This is a genomic window from Actinokineospora terrae, from assembly GCF_900111175.1.
Lineage (GTDB): Bacteria > Actinomycetota > Actinomycetes > Mycobacteriales > Pseudonocardiaceae > Actinokineospora > Actinokineospora terrae.
In genome coordinates, this window is the sequence record NZ_FOGI01000010.1 from 17,708 (window position 1) to 39,135 (window position 21,428).

General features: G+C 71.7%; 18 protein-coding genes. 8 read left to right on the forward strand and 10 right to left on the reverse strand.

What is annotated here, in order from left to right:
* Positions 1–236: 236 nt before the first annotated feature.
* Positions 237–2,159, forward strand: coding sequence for a 1-deoxy-D-xylulose-5-phosphate synthase (dxs, locus tag BMY07_RS22900; protein ID WP_092782398.1), 1,923 nt, complete (start codon positions 237–239; stop codon positions 2,157–2,159).
* A gap of 53 nt (positions 2,160–2,212) precedes the next feature.
* On the opposite strand, the gene BMY07_RS22905 is transcribed toward dxs, so the two are convergent.
* The gene (locus BMY07_RS22905; protein WP_092782401.1) at positions 2,213–2,863 is read right to left on the reverse strand and encodes a class II aldolase/adducin family protein; all 651 of its coding nucleotides are present in this window, start codon (positions 2,861–2,863) and stop codon (positions 2,213–2,215) included.
* A 55-nt stretch (positions 2,864–2,918) separates the two neighbouring features.
* Here BMY07_RS22905 and BMY07_RS22910 point away from each other — a divergent pair, with 55 nt between their 5' ends.
* Positions 2,919–3,599, forward strand: coding sequence for a response regulator transcription factor (locus tag BMY07_RS22910; protein WP_092782404.1), 681 nt, complete (start codon positions 2,919–2,921; stop codon positions 3,597–3,599).
* Positions 3,596–4,723 (forward strand): sensor histidine kinase, encoded by a 1,128-nt coding sequence (locus BMY07_RS22915; RefSeq protein WP_092782407.1) that lies wholly within the window; start codon positions 3,596–3,598, stop codon positions 4,721–4,723. The genes BMY07_RS22910 and BMY07_RS22915 overlap by 4 nt, the downstream gene beginning before the upstream one ends.
* Here BMY07_RS22915 and BMY07_RS22920 read toward each other — a convergent pair.
* The 6 genes from BMY07_RS22920 to BMY07_RS22945 form a co-directional block, all read right to left on the reverse strand.
* Entirely contained in the window at positions 4,720–5,061 is a 342-nt protein-coding gene (locus BMY07_RS22920; protein ID WP_092783008.1) for an HNH endonuclease, read from the reverse strand. The two genes, BMY07_RS22915 and BMY07_RS22920, sit on opposite strands and share 4 nt — an antisense overlap.
* A gap of 20 nt (positions 5,062–5,081) precedes the next feature.
* Positions 5,082–5,885 carry a DUF72 domain-containing protein gene (locus BMY07_RS22925; protein ID WP_245782587.1) on the reverse strand — a complete coding sequence of 268 codons (804 nt, stop codon included), beginning with the start codon at positions 5,883–5,885 and terminating at the stop codon, positions 5,082–5,084.
* 71 nt (positions 5,886–5,956) lie between these two features.
* Positions 5,957–6,697, reverse strand: a complete 741-nt coding sequence (locus tag BMY07_RS22930; RefSeq protein ID WP_092782413.1) for a DUF72 domain-containing protein — start codon at positions 6,695–6,697, stop codon at positions 5,957–5,959.
* Between the two features lie 47 nt (positions 6,698–6,744).
* Positions 6,745–8,850, reverse strand: coding sequence for a 3-hydroxyacyl-CoA dehydrogenase NAD-binding domain-containing protein (locus tag BMY07_RS22935; RefSeq protein ID WP_092782416.1), 2,106 nt, complete (start codon positions 8,848–8,850; stop codon positions 6,745–6,747).
* The gene (locus BMY07_RS22940) at positions 8,850–10,076 is read right to left on the reverse strand and encodes a thiolase family protein (RefSeq protein WP_092782419.1); all 1,227 of its coding nucleotides are present in this window, start codon (positions 10,074–10,076) and stop codon (positions 8,850–8,852) included. The genes BMY07_RS22935 and BMY07_RS22940 overlap by 1 nt, the downstream gene beginning before the upstream one ends.
* An 83-nt stretch (positions 10,077–10,159) precedes the next feature.
* Positions 10,160–10,825: a TetR/AcrR family transcriptional regulator gene (locus BMY07_RS22945; RefSeq protein WP_092782422.1), complete on the reverse strand. Its 666-nt coding sequence runs from the start codon at positions 10,823–10,825 to the stop codon at positions 10,160–10,162.
* A 144-nt stretch (positions 10,826–10,969) separates the two neighbouring features.
* Between BMY07_RS22945 and BMY07_RS22950 the strand changes: the two genes are divergently transcribed.
* Complete coding sequence (locus BMY07_RS22950; protein WP_092782425.1) at positions 10,970–11,437, forward strand: nitroreductase family deazaflavin-dependent oxidoreductase; 468 nt, start codon at positions 10,970–10,972, stop codon at positions 11,435–11,437.
* Positions 11,438–11,445: 8 nt separating this feature from the next.
* Here the strand turns inward: BMY07_RS22950 and BMY07_RS22955 are convergent, their stop codons facing one another.
* A complete protein-coding gene (locus BMY07_RS22955; protein ID WP_177215721.1) occupies positions 11,446–12,690 on the reverse strand; it encodes a ribonuclease D in 1,245 nt (414 codons plus the stop codon).
* Positions 12,691–12,788: 98 nt separating this feature from the next.
* Positions 12,789–13,505: a response regulator gene (locus BMY07_RS22960; protein ID WP_035282988.1), complete on the reverse strand. Its 717-nt coding sequence runs from the start codon at positions 13,503–13,505 to the stop codon at positions 12,789–12,791.
* 257 nt (positions 13,506–13,762) lie between these two features.
* On the opposite strand from BMY07_RS22960, the gene BMY07_RS22965 reads away from it, so the two are divergent.
* Entirely contained in the window at positions 13,763–14,914 is a 1,152-nt protein-coding gene (locus tag BMY07_RS22965) for a dipeptidase (protein ID WP_245782588.1), read from the forward strand.
* Between the two features lie 259 nt (positions 14,915–15,173).
* Positions 15,174–17,609, forward strand: a complete 2,436-nt coding sequence (locus tag BMY07_RS22970) for a M14 family zinc carboxypeptidase (RefSeq protein WP_092783014.1) — start codon at positions 15,174–15,176, stop codon at positions 17,607–17,609.
* A gap of 491 nt (positions 17,610–18,100) precedes the next feature.
* Here BMY07_RS22970 and BMY07_RS22975 read toward each other — a convergent pair whose 3' ends face one another.
* Positions 18,101–18,661 (reverse strand): DUF3000 domain-containing protein, encoded by a 561-nt coding sequence (locus BMY07_RS22975; RefSeq protein ID WP_092782431.1) that lies wholly within the window; start codon positions 18,659–18,661, stop codon positions 18,101–18,103.
* A gap of 141 nt (positions 18,662–18,802) precedes the next feature.
* Between BMY07_RS22975 and hemE the strand changes: the two genes are divergently transcribed.
* Entirely contained in the window at positions 18,803–19,870 is a 1,068-nt protein-coding gene (gene hemE / locus BMY07_RS22980; protein ID WP_245782589.1) for a uroporphyrinogen decarboxylase, read from the forward strand.
* The gene (gene hemG, locus BMY07_RS22985) at positions 19,867–21,270 is read left to right on the forward strand and encodes a protoporphyrinogen oxidase (RefSeq protein ID WP_092782437.1); all 1,404 of its coding nucleotides are present in this window, start codon (positions 19,867–19,869) and stop codon (positions 21,268–21,270) included. Before hemE ends, hemG begins: the two co-directional genes overlap by 4 nt.
* Positions 21,271–21,428 lie beyond the last annotated feature (158 nt).

Consider the following 21,428-nt stretch of genomic DNA (forward strand, 5'->3'; position numbering starts at 1 on the left):
CCCTTGACGTGTCGCGAACCCTACCCAATCGGGGCCGCGCGCACGGCCGGGTCCAGCAGGAACAGCGTGATCAGCACCGCACCCCGGTGACCCGGATGGGCGATCGCCGGGCGCGCCCCCGGCGCCGATACCGGAAGTCGGGGGTGCCCGACCGCTCGTAGACTGGGTCGAAAGCCCGCACCCGCTGCCGACCGCCAGACCCCACACGACACCGCTCTCCGACGAGGTGACGACGCGTGACCCTGCTGGACTCCGTGCACGGACCGGCCGATCTCCGGCGGATGACCCACGAGGAACTCGACCGGCTCGCGGTGGAGGTCCGCTCGTTCCTCGTCGACAAGGTCACCAGAACGGGCGGGCACCTGGGGCCGAACCTGGGTGTGGTCGAGCTGACCATCGCGCTGCACCGGGTGTTCGACTCGCCGGCCGACGGGCTGATCTTCGACGTCGGCCACCAGGCGTACGTGCACAAGATCCTCACCGGCCGCCGCGACGGGTTCGACGAGCTGCGCCAGCAGGACGGCATCTCCGGCTACCCGAGCCAGGCCGAGAGCGAGCACGACCTGGTCGAGAACAGCCACGCCTCCACCGCGCTCTCCTACGCCGATGGCATCGCCAAGGCCCACGAGCTCCGCGGCGAGAAGCGCACCGTTGTCGCGGTCGTCGGCGATGGGGCCCTCACCGGCGGCATGTGCTGGGAGGCGCTGAACAACATCGCGGCGGGGACCGAGCGGTCGGTCGTCATCGTCGTCAACGACAACGGGCGCTCTTACTCACCCACCATCGGCGGCCTGGCCGACCACCTGGCCACGCTGCGCCTGCGTCCCGGGTACGAGCGCGCGCTCGAAGGCGGCAAGAGGGTCCTCCAGGGCACTCCTGTCGTCGGCAAGCCCCTCTACGCGGCCCTGCACGCGGCCAAGCGCGGCATCAAGGACGTGTTGAGCCCGCAGGCCATGTTCGAGGACCTGGGCCTGAAGTACCTGGGCCCGGTCGACGGGCACGACCTGGAGGCGCTGGAGGCCGCGCTGCGCCGGGCGAAGGACTTCGGCGGGCCGGTGATCGTGCACGCGGTCACCCGCAAGGGCAACGGCTACCCGCTCGCCGAGAACGACGAGCTCGACCAGATGCACCAGACCGACCCGATCGACCCGGTCACCGGCAAGCCGCGCAAGTCCAAGGGCACGGTGTGGACCTCGGTGTTCGCCGAGGAACTGGCCGCGATCGGCGCCGAGCGCGAGGACGTCGTGGCGATCACCGCCGCGATGCTGCGCTCCACCGGGCTGGCGCCGTTCGCCGAGCGCTTCCCGGAGCGGGTGTTCGACGTCGGCATCGCCGAGCAGCACGCCATCACCTCGGCGGCGGGCATGGCGATGGGCGGGCTGCACCCGGTCGTCGCGATCTACTCGACGTTCCTCAACCGCGCCTTCGACCAGATGCTGATGGACGTCGCGCTGCACAGGCAGCCGGTGACCGTCGTGCTCGACCGCGCGGGCATCACCGGACCGGACGGCGCCAGCCACCACGGCATGTGGGACCTGTCCATCCTCGGCGTCATCCCGGGCATCCACATCGCGGCGCCCCGGGACGCGGCCACCCTGCGCGAGGAGCTGCGCGAGGCGGTCGCCATCGACGACGGCCCGTCCGTGCTGCGCTTCCCGAAGGCCACCGTCGGCGAGGACATCCCGGCGCTGGAGCGGCTCGGCCCGGTCGACGTGCTGCGCCGCGACGACTGCCAGGACGTGCTCCTGGTGACCGTCGGCTCGTTCGCCGCACTGGGCCTCGCGGCCGCCGAGCGACTGGCCGACCAGGGCATCGGCGTCACCGTCGTCGACCCGCGCTGGGTCACGCCGGTACCCGCCGAGCTGGCCGGGCTGGCCAGTCGGCACAAGCTGGTCGTCACCGTCGAGGACAGCGGCCGCCACGGCGGCTTCGGCTGGGCCCTCGCCGCCGCCCTGCGCGACGCCGATGTGGACGTCCCCCTGCGCGACCTGGGCATCCCCAACGAGTTCCACGCCCAGGGCACCCGCGACGAGGTCCTCGTCCGCCTCGGCCTCACCGCCCAGCACATCGCCCGCCGCGTCACCGGCTGGGCCTCCGACCTCATCGGCACCGCCGCGGTGGCCCCGAGCGAGCAAACGGAATCCGCTGACCGGAGCTAGAAGCCAGCTGCGCCGGGGGTTACGTGAACCCCCGGCGTTCGCTCTAGCGCTGCCTAGTCGAGTTCGCGGGTGACGCCGTAGCGCAGGCGGGCGACCTGGCGTTCGTAGTCGGCGCGTTCGGTGCGGTCGAGGGTGCGGGGTTTGCCCAGCAGGGACGCCCGCCAATAGAGCTCACAGCCCCACTCCAACAACAGCGCCCGGTGCGCCGCGGTGGCGAGGTCGGCGCCGAAGGTGATGCCGCCGTGGTTGGCCATCAGCGCCGCGGTCCGGCCGTCGAGGGCTTCCAGCACGGCGTCGGCCAGTTCGGTGGTCCCGAACGTCCGGTACGGCGCGACCGGGACGGTCCCGCCCAGCTCGACCAGCTGGTAGTGCACACACGGCAGCTCGTCGACGACCAGCGACAGCGCCGTGGCCATCGGCGCATGGGTGTGCACGACCGCTCCCGCGCGGAACCGCCGGTAGACGCCCAGGTGAAGGTCCAGTTCGGACGTCGGCGCGAGTGTCCCCTCGACAACGCCGCCGTCCTGGTCCACGACCGTCACGTGCTCCGCGCGCAGGTCCGCGAGCCGAGCGCCGGTAGGGGTAACCGCGACCAGGTCGCCCTGACGGGCGCTGATGTTGCCCGCCGTGCCCAGGACCAGTCCCGCCTCGGCCAGCGCCCTGGCGTGGGAGGCCACCTGTTCGCGCAGCGAGCGCAGCATCATGGGGTGATCATGCCCGACGAGTGGGGCCGGTCGGGGCGTGTGGCACCGTGGTGGGGTGCGGATTCTGATCGTGGAGGACGAGGCCGCCCTCGCCGAGGCCGTGGCCCGGGGGCTGCGGCGCGAGGGCATGGCCGTCGACATCGCCCTGGACGGGGCCGAGGGGCACGAGAAGGCCTCGGTCACCCGCTACGACGTGGTGGTGCTCGACCGGGACCTGCCCGGCATGCACGGCGACCAGCTGTGCCGCGAGATCGTCGCGTCCGGCGCGCTGACCAGGGTGCTGATGCTGACCGCCAGCGACGCGGTCGCCGACCGGGTGGAGGGCCTCTCGCTCGGCGCGGACGACTACCTCGCCAAGCCGTTCGCCTTCCCCGAGCTGGTGGCCAGGGTGCGCGCGCTGGCCCGCAGGGCGACCCCGGTCACCCCGCCGGTGCTGGTCGCGGGCGATGTCGAGCTCGACCCGGCCCGGCGCACGGTGACCAGGGCCGGGCGGCCGGTGGAGCTGACCCGCAAGGAGTTCGGCGTGCTGGAGGTGCTGCTCGCCGCGCGCGGGTCGGTGGTCAGCAGCGAGGAGCTGCTGGAGCGGGTGTGGGACGAGAACGCCGACCCGTTCACCACCACCGTCCGGGTGACCGTGATGACGCTGCGCAAGAAGCTGGGCGACCCGGGGGTGATCGACACCGTCGTCGGTTCCGGGTACCGGGTGCCCGCATCGGCCGGTGAGCCGGGGGTGTGACCGACCGCAGGCGCGGCCCGGGGTTGCGGGCCAGGATCACCCTGCTGGCCACCGGGCTCGTGGCCGTGGTCAGCGTCCTGCTGCTGTGGCTCGGGTGGGTGCTGGCGGGCGAGGTCGTCAACTCGGTCCCGTCGCTGCCGTCCGGTACGACTGTCGTGGTCGGTGGGATCAGCGTCGAGGCGGATCAGTTGGCGGAGGCGTTGTCGAACGACGCTAGAGACCGCTTGCTGCTGGCAGGCTCGGTGGCGTTCGTGTGTGTGGTGGCTGCGACCGCGTTGTTGGCCTGGGTGATCACCGGGCGGGTCTTGCGGCCACTGAGGGAAGTTACGGCTACCGCGCACCGGTTGTCCGTGGAGTCGCTGGGGGAGCGGATCAACCACCAGGGCGCGCGCGACGAGGTGGCCGAGCTCGCGGACACGTTCGACGCGATGCTCGACCGGCTTCAGGCGGCGTTCTCGGCGCAACGGCAGTTCGTCGCCAACGCCAGTCATGAGCTGCGCACGCCTCTAGCCGTTATCCGCACCGAGCTAGACGTGACTCTGTCCGATCCGGACGCTGACGCTGCCGAGCTACGCCGCATGGCCGACGTCGTGCGCACCGCGACCTTGCGCGCAGGCGACCTCGTCGAGGCACTGCTCGTCTTGGCCCGTACCGACGGCTTGGGCGTTGGCGCTACCGGGCCGGTCGAGCTTCCCGTCGTCGTCTCCGGTGCCTGGCGCTCCACGCGAGCCGACGCCGAGCGCCGCGGCATCACCGCCCGCTTCCACCACGACCACGCCACCGTCACCGGCGACGCCGCCCTGCTGGAACGCGTCGCGGGCAACCTCCTGGAAAACGCCGTGCGCCACAACCTCGACGGCGGCTGGATCGAGGTCCGCACCACCAGCGGTCCACAGTGGACCACCCTGGAGGTGGCCTCCTCCGGCCCGGTCATCCCCCCCGACCGAGTCCCCGAACTCTTCGAACCCTTCCGCCGCGGCGGCGTCGACCGCACCTCCCACACCGGTACCGGCCTGGGCCTGTCCATAGTCCGAGCCGTAGCCCGAGCCCACGGCGGCACCGTCCAGGCCGACCCAGTCCCGTCCGGCGGCCTCCGCGTGGTCGTGACCTTCCCGTCCCTCTAGAGCTTCGCCAGCCGTCTAAGCTGCCGCTCAACGTAAGCCCGCGCCCGCCGCTGCCCACCCCGCACGGCGATGGCAGCCTCTAACTCCCGCAACACCTTGACGACCCGCTCGGCATCTGGTGCCCACCCGTGCCTCTGACACTCGGCAAGCCAATCAACCGGACTCGTGTGCCCGCGCAACCGGTTACATCCACGGCAGGCCGCGACCTCGTTCTCGATCCAGGAAGGCCCACCTTTGACGCGCGGCACTAGATGGTCGGTGGTGGGGACAGCCTGACCGCGGAACGGGCGCGCGCACCAGATGCAGGTAGCGCCATCCCGAACCAGAATCAGCTCCATCCGCTCAGCGCGCCCGATATTCACAACCTGCCGGCCAACGCTTCAGCGTCCCGCGGGGCCATGACCTTCATGTCGTTGTCGAAGTAGACAAACACGTCCCGCCCCTGTCGGCGGTATGGAGCAGGCCCGGCCTTCGCGGACGCCACGTTCTTGCCCGCGCGCCAGGTCCGGATCTTCGCGGCCCACAGGTCGAGCGCCTCGTCCGAGTACCCGCTGGCGTACAGCTCCTTGTCGCCGTGCAAGCGGACGTACACGAAGTCCGCTGTCACGTCCTCCAGGAACGGCCACTTCCCCGCGGTGTCGGCCACCACGAGCGCGATCCCCTTGTCCCGCAGCATCTCGACGAACTCGGCCGTGGCGAAGTCCGGGTTGCGCACCTCGACCGCGTACCGCACCGGCCGCTCCACGTCGGTCTGGAGCCACTCCCGCCCCGTCATCCGCTCGTCACGCCCCCGTGCCACCGCCACGGCCTCGCCGGTGGTGCGCGGCAACCCGTCGAAGAACGCGGCGAGCACGTCCGGCTCGTACGTGAAGTTCTGCGGCAACTGCCACAGCACCGGCCCCAGCTTCGCCCCCAACGCCAGCACCCCCGAAGCGAAGAAGTTCGCCACCGGCACCGCCACATCCCGCAACCGCTTCATGTGCGTGATGAACCGCGGCCCCTTCACCGAGAACACAAACCCCTCCGGCGTCTCCCCACCCCACCGCAGATAGCTCTCCGGCTTCTGCAACGCGTAGAACGACCCGTTGACCTCCACCGAGTTCACCCGCCCTGCCAGGTACCCCAACTCCCGCCGCTGCGCGAGCCCCTCGGGATAGAACACTCCCCGCCAAGGCGGATACACCCACCCCGACGTCCCTACCCTCACGTCCCCGCCCACACCCCCATCCTCCGTCACCCCTCCGGTGATCGCAGCTGGGGTTCACGCAGGCGTTCGGCTAAGCGGAGGGCGTCCCAGGGGGCGGCGCCGGTCATGGTGTTGTCCAGGTAGGTGTAGACGTCGCCGGATTTGTGCCAGGTTTGGATTTGGGTGGTCCATTGGTCTAGGGCGGCGTCGGTGTAGCGGTTGGTGTAGAGCTCGGTGTCGCCGTGGAGGCGGAGGTAGGTGAAGGTGGTGGTGTTGGCGAAGAGGCAGGGCCAGAGGCCGGGGTTGTCGGCTACCACCAGGGCCACGCCGTGGGTGGTTAGTTGGTCTATGAAGGTGTCGTTGTAGAAGCTGGAGTGGCGGACTTCGAAGGCGTGGCGGGTCGAGGTGGGTAAGGCGGTCAGGAAGGTTTCGATCAGGGCCTCGTCGTAGTGCAGGGAGGCGGGGATCTGCCACAGGATGGGGCCGAGCTTCGGACCCAACTCGAGTAAGCCGGAGGAGTGGAACTCGTCCAGTAAGCCCGAAACGTCCCGTAACCGCCGGGAATGCGTGACTTCGCGTGGGCCCTTCAAGGCGAACACGAACCCCGGCGGCGTCACCTCCCGCCAACGCACATAGTCGGAAGCCTTGCGGGGCCCGTAGAAAGTCCCGTTGACCTCCACCGTGTCCAACCGCCGCGACAGGTACGCCAACTCGTCGCGCACGCCGCGCGGGTAGAAGTCCCCACGCCACGGGCGGTAGGTCCAGCCGGAGGTGCCGACGCGGATCATCACCCCATGGTGGCGGAGTTGATCACGGCCCGCACCTCCGGCTCACCTCACGCCGGGACCGAGGCCACCCCCGGTGCCAGGAACGGCTTGCCGTGCACGCGTTCGGACACCCCGGCCCGGTCCAGGTACGGGGTCACGCCGCCGAGCCAGAACGGCCACCCGGCGCCCAGCAGCAGGCACAGGTCGATGTCCTGGGCCTCGGCGACCACACCCTCGTCGAGCATGATCCGGATCTCCTCGGCCATCGCGTCGAGCACCCGGTCCAGGACCTCCTGCGCGGTCAGCGGGTTCGGCCCGAACTGCCACAGCGCGGCCACCTCCGGGTCGACCGACTGGTTGCCCGCGCTGTCCCACGTCCACACCGCGTTCTTGCCCGCCGCCACGAACCGGCGCATGTTCTCGCTGACGCCGAAGCGGTCCGGGTACGCGCGGTGCATGGTCTCCGCGACGTGCAGCGCGACGGGGGCGCCGACCAGTTGCAGCAGCACCAGCGGGCTCATCGGCAGCCCGAGCGGCTCGGTCGCGCGGTCGGCCACCTCGAACGGCGTGCCCTCGTCGATCGCGCGGACCACCTCGCCCATGAACCGGGTCAGCAGCCGGTTGACCACGAACGCGGGCGCGTCCTTGACCAGCACCGACGACTTGCGCAGCGCCTTGCCGACCGCGAACGCCGTGGCCAGGGTCGCGTCGTCGGTCCGCTCGGCGCGCACGACCTCCAGCAGCGGCATGACCGCGACCGGGTTGAAGAAGTGGAACCCGACCACCCGCTCCGGGTGCGCGAGACCGGCCGCCATCTCGGTGATCGACAGCGACGAGGTGTTGGTCGCCAGCACGCACTCCGCGCTGACGTGCGCCTCCACCTCGGCGAAAACCTTCTGCTTGACGCCGAGTTCCTCGAACACGGCCTCGATCACGAAGTCCGCGTCCGCGAACGCCGCCTTGTCCAGCGACCCGGACACCAGCGCCGTCAACCGGTTGACGCCGTCCGGTGACAGCCTTCCCCTGGCGCCCAGCTTGTCGATCTCGTCGTGCACGTACGCCACGCCCTTGTCGACGCGGGCCTGGTCGATGTCGGTCAGCACGACCGGGACCTTGAGCTGCCGCACGAACAGCAGCGCCATCTGGCTCGCCATCAGCCCGGCACCGACGACGCCGACCTTGGTCACGGGGCGCGCCAACGACTTGTCCGGCGCGCCCGCAGGCCGCTTGGCCCGCTTTTGCACCAGGGTGAACGAGTACAGCCCGGCCCGCAGCGGGTCGGTCATCAGGACGTCCGCCAGCGCCTCGGTCTCGGCCGCGTACCCGGCGTCGAGGTCGTTGGCGCGCGCCAACTCCAGCAGCTCCAACGCCTTGAGCGCGCCAGGCGAGGCGCCCTTGGTCCTGCCGTGCACGATCCCCTTGGCGCGCTCGACGGCCGTGTTCCAGCCGGCGCCCCGGTCGATCTCCTTGCGCGGCACGGAAACCACGCCATTGACCACATCGGACGCCCACGCCAGTGACCGCTCGATGAAGTCGGCCGACCCGAGCAGCACGTCGGTGATCCCGAGCTCGGCGGCCTGCGCGGGCTTGAGCATCCGGTTCTGGCTCAGCGCGTTCTCGAAGATCACCGTCACCGCGGCGTCCGGCCCGATCAGGTTCGGCAGCAGCTGCGTGCCGCCCCACCCGGGGAACAGGCCGAGGAACACCTCGGGCAGCGCGATCGCGGCCGTGTTGTCCGACAGGGTCCGGTAGTGGCACGACAGCGCCAGCTCCAGGCCGCCGCCCAGCACCGCGCCGTTGACGAAGGCGAAGGTCGGCACCGGTGACTCGGTGAACCGCCGGAACACGTCGTGCCCGGTCTGCGCGATGTCCACAGCGGACGACCGGTCGGCCACCTGCTCCACACCGGACAGATCGGCCCCGACGGCGAAGATGAACGGCTTGCCGGTCACCGCGATCGCCGAGGGTTGCGCGGCGACGGCGGCGTCGAACGCGGCGTTCAGGCTCACCAGGCTCTGCGGCCCGAAGGTGGACGGCCGGGTGTGGTCGTGGCCGTTGTCGATGGTGATCAGCGCGACCGGCTTGGCCAGCCCGGCGACCCGCACCAGCCTGGTGACCGCCTTGGTGACCACCTCGTCCGGGAAGGCCTTCGCGGCCTGCTCGTGGGTCAGCATCACTTGCCCCCGTCCCAGTTCGGGTTCTCCCAGATCACGGTGCCGCCCATGCCGATCCCGACGCACATGGCGGTGATCCCGTACCGCACGTCCGGCCGCTCGGCGAACTGCCGCGACAACTGCGTCATCAGCCGCACCCCGGACGAGGCGAGCGGGTGCCCGCAGGCGATCGCCCCGCCCCACACGTTGACCCTCGGGTCGTCGTCGGCGAGCCCGAAGTGGTCGAGGAACGCCAGCACCTGCACGGCGAACGCCTCGTTCAGCTCGAACAGCCCGATGTCCGAGATGGACAGACCGAACCGCGCCAGCGCCTTCTCCGTCGCCGGGACCGGCCCGATCCCCATGACCTCCGGCTCCACCCCGACGAACGCGTAGCCGACCAACCGCATCCCGATCGGCAGGCCCAGCTCCCGCGCGGTCTCCTCGGCGGCCAGCACGCACCCGGTCGCGCCGTCGTTGAGCCCGGCCGCGTTGCCCGCGGTCACCCGGCCGTGCGGCCGGAACGGGGTCTTCAAGCCGGCCAACGCCTCCACCGTCGTCCCCGGGCGCGGCGGTTCGTCCTCCGTGGCCAGTCCCCAGCCCAGCTCGGCCGAGCGGGTCGCCACCGGCACCAGCTCCGGGCCGATCTTGCCCGCCTTCACCGCGTCGGCGAACTTCTCCTGGCTGCGCGCGGCGTAGGCGTCGCAGCGCTGCTTGGTCAGCGCCGGGAAGCGGTCGTGCACGTTCTCCGCGGTCTGCCCCATCACCAGCGCGGTGGGGTCGACCAGCTTGTCGGCGATGATCCGCGGGTTCGGGTCGACGCCCTCGCCCATCGGGTGGCGGCCCATGTGCTCGACCCCGCCCGCGATGACCACGTCATAGGCGCCGAACGCGATGCCGCTCGCGGTGGTCGTCACCGCGGTCATCGCACCCGCGCACATCCGGTCGACGGCGAAGCCGGGTACCGACTTGGGCAGCCCGGCCAGCAGCGCTGCGGTGCGGCCGATGGTCAGGCCCTGGTCGCCGATCTGCGTCGTCGCCGCGACCGCTACTTCGTCCACCCGCTCCGGCGGCAGTTCCGGGTGGCGGCGCAGCAGCTCGCGGATGACCTTGACGATCAGGTCGTCCGCGCGGGTCTCGGCGTAGACGCCCTTCGGTCCCGCCTTGCCGAACGGCGTCCGCACGCCGTCGACGAAGACGACCTCGCGGGCGGCGCGCGCGGCTGCGGGGGCAGCGGGTGCGGCCACGGGTGCTCCTTGGCTCGATCTGGCTCGATGGGGCTACCGCGTGGTAACCCAGGTCCACTCTACCGCTTGTTACCGATGGGTAATCAGACGATCCCGACCTGTTCGGCCATCCGGTCCACCGCGAACCCGAAGAACGCGTCCGCCGGGTCCGCGCTGCCCGCGAGCTGGCCGAACAGTTCGAAGCTGACCATCCCGAACAGCTGCGTCCAGGCAAGCACGACCCGGGCGAAGGCGCCCGTCGGCACCGTGACCGGCACCGCGTCGGCGATCGCGTCGAACTGCCCGCGCAGCTCCGCCGGGATCTCGCTGTCGCCCACCCCGGCCGCCGCCGCGATGCCCAGCAGGACGATCGGGACCCGGACCGCGGAGGCGACGGTGTCCTGCGGCGCCTTGTACCCGGGGATGGGGGAGCCGTAGATCAGCGCGTACTCGTGCCGGTGCGCCAGCGCCCACTCCCGGACCGCGGTGCAGGCGCCGCGCCAGCGCTCGGCCGGGGTGTCGCCCCGGTCGGCCTGCTCGACAGCGGCGCCGAGCGCGTCGTAGGCGTCGATGATCAACGCCGTCAGCAGGTCTTCGCGGCTCGGGAAGTACCGGTACAGCGCTGAGGACACCATGCCCAGGCTGCGCGCCACCGCCCGCAGTGAGAGCTGGTGCGCGCCGTCGGTCGCCAGCTGCCGCCTGGCCTCGTCCTTGATCTCCCTGGTCAGCTCGTGCCTGGCCTTGTCGCGTGCCGTTCGACCTGCGCTCATGCCGCCAGTCTGACACCGACGAGAGCGCTGCACAAATTCGAGAGCAGTGCTCTTGACAAGCCGCGCGCCGCCGCGTTGACTGGCGGCAGACAGAGAGCGCTGATCGCAAACGAGATCACCGCTCTCACCACGGGAGGAGCCACCATGACCGAGAAGACCACCAACGCCCGCTACCTGCGCCCCGGCCGGATCGTCCGGCTGCTGCGGTTCGACGCCATCGTGTCGTTCCTGGTCCGCCGCGGCTTCGACGTCTGGGGCGCCCGGGTCCTGTCCGTGCGGGGCCGCAAGAGCGGCGAGCCGCGCAAGACCCCGGTCAACCTGCTCACCATCGACGGGGTCCAGTACCTGGTCGCCCCGCGCGGGCACACCCAGTGGGTGCGCAACCTGCGGGCGGCCGGGGAGGGCGAGCTCAGCGTCGGCAAGCGGGTCGAGCGGTTCACCGCCGAGGAGCTGCCCGACGAGGTGAAGCCGCCGATCCTGCGCGCCTACCTCAAGCGCTGGGCGTTCGAGGTGGGGGCCTTCTTCGACGGCGTCAACGCCAAGTCGACCGACGCCGAGCTGCTCGCCGCCGGCCCCAGCCACCCGATCTTCCGCGTGACGACCGCGGTCTAGCGCGAGACCTAGCCCGCGGACGCCTTGAGGGCCGTGGTCAGCGCGTCCAGCGTCAGCCCTACCTGCCAGTTCCTGGCGCCACCCGTGCGCAGCACCTCGGCGACCGACCCCTCGTCGATGTCGGCGGGCGGCTGCCAGCAGGTGCGGCGGACCAGGTCCGGCTGCAGCAGGTTCTCCACCGGCAACCGGTGCGCCTCGGCGATCTTGCTCAGCGCGCCGCGCGCCGCCGAGAGCCGGGCAGCGGCCTCGGGGTCCTTGTCCGCCCAGCGGTTGGCGGGCGGCGGGCCGTCGGCGGGCGGGGCCGGGTCGGGCAGGTCCGACTTGGCCAGCGCCGCGGCGGCGCGCAGGGCCCGCATCCAGGTGTTGGCCAGCCTGCGCTGCGCCCGCCCCTTGAACACCGGCAGCTGCAACAGCGCCTGCTCGTCCTGCGGGTTCACCGACGCCGCCTGGATGATCGCGCTGTCGGGCAGCACCCGGCCGGGGGCGATGTCGCGCTCGCGGGCCATGCCGTCGCGGGCCTCCCACAGCGCCCGGATGGCCGCCAGCCCGCGCGGGGTCCGCACGCTGTGGATGCCGGAGGTGCGCCGCCACGGCTCCTTGCGCGGCGGGGCCGGGTCCGCGGTGCGCAGCGCCTCGAACTCCTCCAGCGCCCACTCCAGCTTGCCCTGCTCGCGCAGCTCGGACTCCAGCGCGTCGCGCAGCTGGATGAGCAGCTCGACGTCGAGCGCGGCGTAATTCAGCCAGTCCACCGGCAGCGGCCTGCGCGACCAGTCGGCGGCGCCGTGGCCCTTCTCCAGGTGGTAGCCGAGCAGCAGCTCGACCAGCGTGCCGAGCGCGACCCGCTCGAAGCCCGCGAGGCGACCGGCCAGCTCGGTGTCGAACAGCTTGGCGGGGCGCAGGCCCAGGTCGGACAGGCAGGGCAGGTCCTGCGAGGCCGCGTGCAGCACCCACTCGTCGTGGGCGAGCGCGGCGATGAGGGCGTCCACCTGGTCGTCGACGGCGACCGGGTCGATCAGGAAGGTCCCCGCGCCCTGGCGGCGCACCTGCACCAGGTAGGCGCGTTGGGAGTAGCGGTAGCCGGACGCCCGCTCGGTGTCCACGGCTATCGGGCCGTGACCGGCGGCTATGCGCCCTGCCGCGCGGTCGAGGGCCTCGAGGTCGACGACGACGTCGGGCGTGCCCTCCGCGGGCTCGGTGAGCAGGACCGGAGCAGGCGGGTCGGCGGCGCTGGGTCCTGAGCCGGGGATCGTCACGGCCGATGACCCTACGGCACGACCGGTGACAATCGTCGGAGATCAGCAGCAGTCGTGTGGCTGGGCCATGCCCAGCCCAGCCACACGACTGCTGTTGTCTACCGGATGACGCCTGCCCGCATGGCCAGCGCGACCATCTGGGCCCGGTCGCCGGTGCCCAACTTGCGGCCGATCCGCGAGAGGTGCGACTTCACCGTCAGCGCCGAGAGGTTCAGCGCCTCGCCGATCTCCTTGTTGGACTGGCCGTCGGCGACCAGTTGCAGCACCTCGACCTCGCGCGCCGACAGCTCGCGCGGGGTGTTGTCGGTGCCGGGGACCCTGGTGCCGGTGGCGAGGACCGGGGCGACACTCGGGTCGGCGTAGACGCCACCCTCGAGCACCCTGCGGACCCCGTCGGTCACCACGACCGGCGACGCGGACTTCAGCAGGTAGGCCTGTGCGCCTGCCTGGAAGGCCGATCGAACGGCGTACGGGTCGTCGGACGAGGCGAGCACGACGATGCGCGGCCAGCCGTGGCTGCGCAGCTCCGTGACCAACTCGATCCCGCTACCGTCAGGCAGACCCAGGTCGAGGATCGCCAGGTCGCACGGCCCGGTGGCCTGCGCTCGCGCCCTCGCCTCGGCCACCGTGGCGGCCTCGTGCACTGTGCCCGCGCCCATCTGTGTGAGCCGAGCCGCTATCGCCTCCCTCAACAGTGGGTGGTCGTCGACCACCAGCACTGAGAACAGCTCCTCCCGCGGGTGCGGGACCATGTTCGCCGGCAATGAGCCGGCTGGCGTGGTTCGAACGGCCTGACCTAAGCCGACGGCAGCCACGTCACTACCTCCCTGGAGTCGGTCGTTGCCCCCCGACCGGCACTGGGACTTTCGACCAAACAGCCGCGCCGCCGTTGGACCGAAAGTGGTGTCGACGAAGGCAGCCTAGCCGCCCAAGCGGGTTAGCGGGACGATCAATCGGGTAAGTATCCGATCGGGTTGTGACTGAAGCCGGGGCGTGTCACACGATCGGGTGAGTCCCTAGACGGTGACGTAACGGACGGCCTCCGCTACGCGATGAAATGGAGTCACGGGTAGTGCACACCCCCTCAGTCGACCGGGCCCGACAGCTGCTGGCCCGGACCCCGCTGGTCGACGGTCACAACGATCTGCCGTGGGCTCTGCGTGACCGCCATGGGAGCGTTCCCGCCGTCACCGCCGCCCGCAGCGACCTGCACAGCCACCTCGACGGCCTGCACACCGACCTCGGGCGGTTGCGCAGCGGAGGCGTCGGCGCCCAGTTCTGGTCGGTGTACGTCCCCTGCCAGCTTGAGGGGCACGAGGCCGTCTCCGCCACCTTCGAACAGGTCGAGCTGGTGCACCGCCTCGTCGCCGCCTACCCGGCCGACCTGGGCCTGGCCACCACCGCTGACCAGGCCGAATCCGTGTTCGCCTCCGGCAGGATCGCCTCGCTGATCGGCGCCGAGGGCGGCCACAGCATCGCGGGCTCGCTCGGCGTCCTCGGCGCCCTGCACCGGCTCGGCGTGCGGTACATGACGCTGACCCACAACGACAACACGCCCTGGGCCGACTCCGCGACGGACGAACCCGCTGTGGGCGGTCTGTCCGATTTCGGCCGCGAGGTGGTCGCCGAGATGAACCGGCTGGGGATGCTCGTCGACCTCTCCCACGTGGCCGCGACGACCATGCGCGACGCCCTCGACGCCACCACGGCGCCGGTCATCTTCAGCCACTCCTCGTGCCGCGCGGTGACCGAGCACCCCCGCAACGTGCCCGATGACGTGCTCGAACGCCTCCGCGGCAACGGCGGCGTGCTGATGGTGACCTTCGTGCCCCGGTTCGTCTCGCCCGCCATCGCGGCCTGGGACGCCCGGATGGCCGAGGCGATGGCGGCGGTCGGCCGCAAGCACGCCGACCTGGCCGACCGCGAGCGCTTCTACGAGACCTGGGAGGGCCGCCACGAGCAGCCCGTCGCCACCCTGGAGGACGTCGTCGCGCACCTGGAGCACGCGCGCGAGGTCGTCGGGGTCGACCACATCGGCATCGGCGGCGACTACGACGGCTGCCCCGAGATGCCCACCGGGCTGACCGACGTCGGCGGGTACCCGGCGCTCCTCGGCGCCCTGCTCGACCGCGGCTGGAGCGAGGACGACTGCGCGAAGGTTGCAGGGCGTAACGCCCTGCGGGTCCTGCGTTGCGCCGAAGAGGTGGCCGACACCGCCGAATAACTGGCAAAAGGTAATAAGTCTTGAGCGTCCGGTAATCGGACAGCGCGCTGGATTCGGCCAATTCCCGTCGTGGCCCCATCGGCGCAACGCCGTTGCGCTGACTCCCAACTGGCAACCGGTAACGCATTTCGCTGTTTCGATCGTGGCTACCGTCACGCTCGATCGCCCCCGCGCGCGCGAGGGCGGCGTTCGGGAGGAGACGAGCTTGAGCCCTTCATCCAGACGTTTACCGCCGTGGCGGGTGCTCGCCGCGGTCGGCATGAGCGGGGCCGTGGTGTTCGGCCTGACCGCCGCCACGGCGACCACCGCGGCCGCCGCCGACAACGTCCTGCGCAGTGACGCCGACGTGGCCCGCTCCTGCTTCGAGCGGCTGCTGCCCACCGGGACCAGGGGCACCGCGCACCGCGAGGTCACCTCGACGGTCGCCGGGCTCGTGCAGGCCAGGCTGACCGCGCACGGCTCGGGCACCGGCGACTGGGACCTCGCGGTGTTCGACAAGAAGACCGGCGCCGTCGTGGCCGCCTCCGCCGCGCTGCGCAGCGCGGAACTCGCCGAGAGCTTCGTGACCAAGGACCAGCAGCTGGTCGTGCAGGCCTGCCGCTACGCGGGCACCTCCCGCACGGTGAAGCTGGGCGTCGACTTCCTCGCCATCAACAACCAGGGCGGGCCGACCGCCGCGCCGCGCGCGGAGATCGTGCGCGTGGAGACCCCCACCCGCCAGCAGAAGGACCGCCTGCTCGCGCTCGACCTCGACGTCACCGAGAAGGCCGACGCCACCGGGGTCGAGGTCGTGCTCGCCGACGACACCGACCGCAAGACCCTCGCCGACAGCGGGCTGCGCTCGACCGTCGTGCAGGCCGACCTGACCGCGCGGTCGATCGCGAACGCCAAGCGGGACAAGGACTTCGCCGGCCGGGGCAAGGCGTCGGTGCTGCCGTCGGGGCGCACCTCGTACCGCCACCTCTACGAGTACGACTACGAGATCAAGGACCTCGCGCGCCGCAACCCCGGGCTGGTCAAGGCCTTCACCCTGCCCAACGCCACCTGGGAGGGGCGTGAGGTCAGCGCGCTGGAGATCGCGACCGACGTCGACAACGCCACCGACGGCAAGGCCGTCAACGTGCTCATGGGCGTGCACCACGCGCGCGAGTGGCCCGCGGGCGAGCACGCCATCGAGTGGGCGCACGAGCTGGTCAAGGGCTACCGCTCCGGCGGCGAGATCCGGGCGCTGGTGGGCAAGACGCGCAACATCGTCATCCCGATCGTCAACGTCGACGGCTTCTCCATCTCCCGCGAGGCCGAGCCCAAGGGCGACTTCACCCGCTTCGACTACGAGATGAAGCGCAAGAACTGCAACGTCAACGACTCCCCGGAGGCCTTCCGCACCGGCGTGTGCAAGGCCAACCCGGCCGGTCGCCAGCGCGGCACCGACCCCAACCGCAACTACGCGGGCTTCTGGGGCGGCGCGGGCGCGTCGACCGCGTGGAGCAGCGACACCTACCGCGGCTCCGCGCCGTTCTCCGAGCCGGAGACCCGCAACATCCGCGCGCTGGTGTCCACCCGCCAGGTGACCAACCTGATCACCCTGCACACCTACTCGAACCTGGTGCTGCGCGTGCCCGGCGTCGCCGACGTGCGGCCGCCGCTCGACGAGCCGGTCTACAAGGCGCTCGGCGACAAGATGGCCTCCCGCAACGGGTACACCAGCCAGCCGTCGTGGGCGCTCTACGACACCACGGGGTCCACTGAGGACTGGTCGTACTTCGCCACCGGTGGCTACGGGTTCACCTTCGAGATCGGCAGCAGCGAGTTCCACCCGCCGTACGAGACCGGCGTCATCGCCGAGTACGCGGGCCTCGCCCCGGCGCCCGGCGCAGGCAAGGGCGGCAACCGCCAGGCGTTCCTGGACATGCTGGCCAACGCCGCCGACCCCGCCGCGCACTCGACGCTGATCGGCTCGGCGCCCAAGGGCTACCAGCTGCAGCTGCGCAAGGCGTTCCAGACGCCGACCTCGCCGGTGGTCAACGCCGACGGCACCGTCGGCCCGCCGCTCTACGTCGCCGACACGCTGACCTCGAACCTGACCAGCACCGGCGGCCGCTTCAGCTGGGCGGTCAACCCGTCCACCCGCCCGTACGTGGCGGGCCGCTGGGGCCGCGACCCGAAGGGCCCGGCGCAGGCAGGCGTGACGCTGCCCAACCCGCCCGGGGTCCCGGCCGCGAACACCAACTTCCCGGAGGACATGACCGCCGAGCGCATCCCGTTCCATGTGGACGGTCTGCCGAAGGTGGACAACGGCAAGCTGCAGGTGTCCATCAGCTGGGCCACCCCGGCCACCGACTGGGACCTCTACATCTTCGACGCCGCGGGCAACGTGGTGACCTCCTCGGCCAGCGGCGGCACCACCGCCGAACACGCCGTCCTGCTCGACCCGCCCGCCGGCGACTACACCGCCGCCATCGTCAACTACTCCCAGGCAGGCCCCGAGACCGACGACTGGACCAACCTCCGCGTCGACTTCGCCTCCCCGCTGCCGACCACCTACGGCCCCAAGGAGCCCTACCAGCTCACCTGCTCCGACAAGCGCGGCCGCCTCATCGGCCTGACCGACGTCTACATCGACCGCTCCCAAACAATCGACGTAGGCGACATCTGCCAGCGCTCCGCCCGCACCAACAAGGAACGCAAGCGCTGAACCGGCTTTACCGCACGGGCCGCCCTTTCCGGGCGGCCCGTGCCCCTTTTCACGCCCAATCCCCACCGGACCAACACACGTCTTCTCGCGGCAAAGCAACTCGTCCGCAGGCTTCTTTGAAGCTGCTCCCTCCTGATGTCGAACCAGCCCCCTTGCCCCCTACCGGGCTACCGGCCCCACCCCAGGCCTCTCAGCCCCACACCGCCCTCTTGTCCCACACCGAGCTCTTGGCCCCGCCAAACCCGCTTCGCGCGCCCGCGCCAGTCCGGCCCCAGCCCCCACCCTCTCCGGGGGGCGTCCCAGGTCCCACTCTACCGGCACCCTCCGACAGTGGATCTTGAATGAGGCCGCCGAAGATCTACATGTGGATAACTTCTGTCGCTGAACCGGGTGAATTGCGGCCACCGGGCAGCGCGGTTCCAGCAGGTCGAAGGCATGACGAGGCAACGAGGCAACCGGAGTCGGGCTAGGTCGCGGAAAACGAGCGGGAGCTACTCGCCCTTGCGCTGTTCGAAGAGGGCGACGCCGACCGGGGGGAGGCCCACGACGCTGGCCATGAGGTCGAGGAAGGCCTCGCCGTGGGGGTGGAGTTCGCCGGTGGGGGTCCAGGAGGCGCGGAGTTCGAGGTCGTCGGTGCGCTCCGGGCCCGCGATGTCGCCGAAGCGCGCCGAGGAGGTGTCGGTGACGGTGCCGCCGAGGGCGGTGAACTCGGCGCCGGAGGCCTCGAGGGCGTCGGTCAGCCAGGACCAGCCGACGCTGGGCAGCAGGGGGTCGTCGGCGAGTTCGGCGTCGAGTTCGGCGCGCACGTAGGCGACCACCCGCAGCACCCCGTCCCAGGCCTGCTGGCCCTCCGGGTCGTGCAGCAGGATGAGCCGCCCGGTCGCCTGGACCTCGGCCGGGCCGGTCGCCTCCGCGGTCAGCGCGAACGCCCAGGGGGCCAGCCGCTGGGGTGGCCGGACCTCGGCCAGTTGCAGCTCTGGCCGGGGCCGCAGCGACTTCAGCGCCTGGACGGCCTGGGTGAAGAGTTCAGGCGCGGTCGACGTTCCAGTCACGACTGGTAACTGTAGGACCACCCGAGTCAGTGAGCGGGGAGGGCGCGCCGACCACGCACAACCAGGTTCACGCCACCGACAGTGTGACCTTCTGCCCACGCGAACGGGGACGGGGGTGGTCGTGGGACCATGGCGGACGCGATGACTGAACTAATCACCCCGGCCGCCGCGCGCCGCCGGAGCCTGCCGACCGCACCGTTCCTGGTGGCCGCGCGTGGTGGCGTACCGGACCGGGTCCCGGTGTGGTTCATGCGCCAGGCGGGCCGCTCGCTGCCCGAGTACCGCGCGTTGCGCGCCGGTACCGCGATGCTCGCCGCGTGCTTCGACCCGGCAATGGTCACCGAGGTCACGCTCCAGCCGGTTCGCCGTCACGGTGTTGACGCCGCGATCCTGTTCAGCGACATCGTTGTGCCGCTGGTCGCCGCCGGTGTCGACCTGGACATCGTGCCCGGCACCGGCCCAGTCGTCGCCGCACCGGTGCGCGACGCCAAGGCCGTCGCCGCACTGCCGAGGCTGCACGCGCACCAGGTGGACGCCGTTGCCGACGCCGTGCGCCTGCTGACCGTCGAGCTGGGCCGGACACCGCTGATCGGCTTCGCAGGCGCGCCGTTCACGCTCGCCTCGTACCTCGTGGAGGGCGGCCCGAGTCGCAACCACGAGCGCACCAAGGCACTGATGTACGGCGACCCGGTCACCTGGCACGCGTTGCTGGACAACCTCGCCGACACCGCACTGGAGTTCCTGCGCGCGCAAATTGCCGCCGGGGTCGACGCGGTGCAGTTGTTCGACTCCTGGGCAGGCGCGTTGTCGCTGCGGGACTACCGCGAGTTCGTCCTGCCGCACTCGACGAAGGTCCTGTCCGGACTGGCCGACGCGGGCATCCCGAGGGTCCACTTCGGTGTCGGCACCGGCCACCTGCTCGGCGCGATGCGCGAGGCGGGCGCCGACGTGGTCGGGGTGGACTGGCGCACCCCGCTCGACGTGGCCGCCCGGGCCGTTCCCGGCGCCGCGGTGCAGGGCAACCTCGACCCGGCCGCACTGTTCGCCGGTGACGACGTGCTGCGCCGCGAGGTCACCAGGATCGTCGCCGAGGGCAGGTCCGCCGCCGGGCACGTGTTCAACCTGGGCCACGGCGTGCTGCCGGACACCGACCCGGATGTGATCACCCGCACCGTCGCGTTCGCGCACAGCCTGTCGACCCAGCGGTGAGGGTCGCGGTCGTCGGCGGCGGGATCTCCGGCCTGACCGCGGCCCACCGCCTGCGCGCCCTGCTCGGCCCGACCGCGGCGATCACCGTGGTCGAGCAGTCCGACCGGCTCGGCGGCAAGATCAAGACGGCCGAGCTGGCAGGCAGGCGGTTCGACGTCGGCGCCGAGGCGTACCTGGTGCGCCGCCCCGAGGTGAGCGCCCTGCTCGACGAACTCGGCCTCGCCGACGGCGTCGCGCACCCGACCGGCGCCCGCTCCACCGTCCGCGCGGGCGGCGTGACCAGGCACATCCCCGGTCGCCACGTCATGGGCGTGCCCGCCGACCCGGCCGCGCTCACCGACCTGCTGACCCCCGAGGGCCTGGCCAGGGTCGCCGCCGAACCGGACCTGCCGCCGCTGTCGCTCGACGGCGACGCGGCGCTCGGCCCGCTGCTGCGCGCCCGCTTCGGCGACGAACTCCCCGAGCGCCTGGTCGACCCGCTGCTCGGCGGCGTCTACGCGGGCGGCGTCGACGGCCTCGGCCTGCGCGCCACCCTCCCGGCCATCGCCCAGGCCCTCGACGCGGGCGCGACCTCGCTCACCGAGGCCGCGGCCCGCTCGCTGCCCACCCCGACCGGTCAACCGGTCTTCGGCACCCTCCGCGACGGCCTCGGCACCCTGGTCGACCGCCTCGCCGAGTCCGCCACCGTCCGCCTCGGCGTGCCGGTCCGCGAACTCGCCCGCACGGCCACCGGCTGGCGCCTCACCCTCGGCGCCAACGCCGCCGCCCACCAGCCGCCCGACCCGGTCCTCGACGTGGACGCCGTGGTGCTCGCCGTCCCGGCCCCCGCCGCCCGCAAACTGCTCGACGGCGTGGTGCCGGTCGCGTCCGCCGCCTACGGCCGGGTCGAGGTCGCGTCCATGGCCGTCGTCGCGTTCGCGCTGCCGGAGGGCACGGAACTGCCCGGGACGTCGGGGGTGCTGCTCGCCACGGGGGAACGGCGGCTCGACGGCACCCCGTTCGCGGTCAAGGCGTTCACCTTCTCCGCCTCGAAGTGGGCCCACCTCGGCGGCGAGTCCGTCATCATCCGCGGCTCGGTCGGCCGCTTCGCCGACCCGGGCGCCCTGAAGGCCGACGACACCGAGCTGACCCGCCTGGTCCGATCCGACCTCATCGAACTCACCGGCGTCAGCGCGCCCCCCATCGCCACCACCGTCACCCGCTGGGGCGGCGGCCTACCCCAGTACGCCCCCGGCCACACCGACTTGGTCGCCACCATCGAACGCGCCATCGCCGCCGAACCCGGCCTGGCCGTGGCAGGCGCCACCCTCCACGGCGTCGGCATCCCCGCCTGCGTGGCCACCGGCACCGCAGCCGCCCACCGCATCGCCGACCACCTGCGGAACCACCGCACCGGGTAGTCCACGGGCGACGTGGTCGGTCTAGCGCTGCTTCACCGCGACCGGACCGGCGCGCCGGCGTCGAGATCGCCACCCGCGGCAGGCGCCAACGCCGGGCCGCAGTGCTGGTCGACGATGAACCGGCAGGTGCCGGCGTGCCGCACCAGCATCGACGAGGC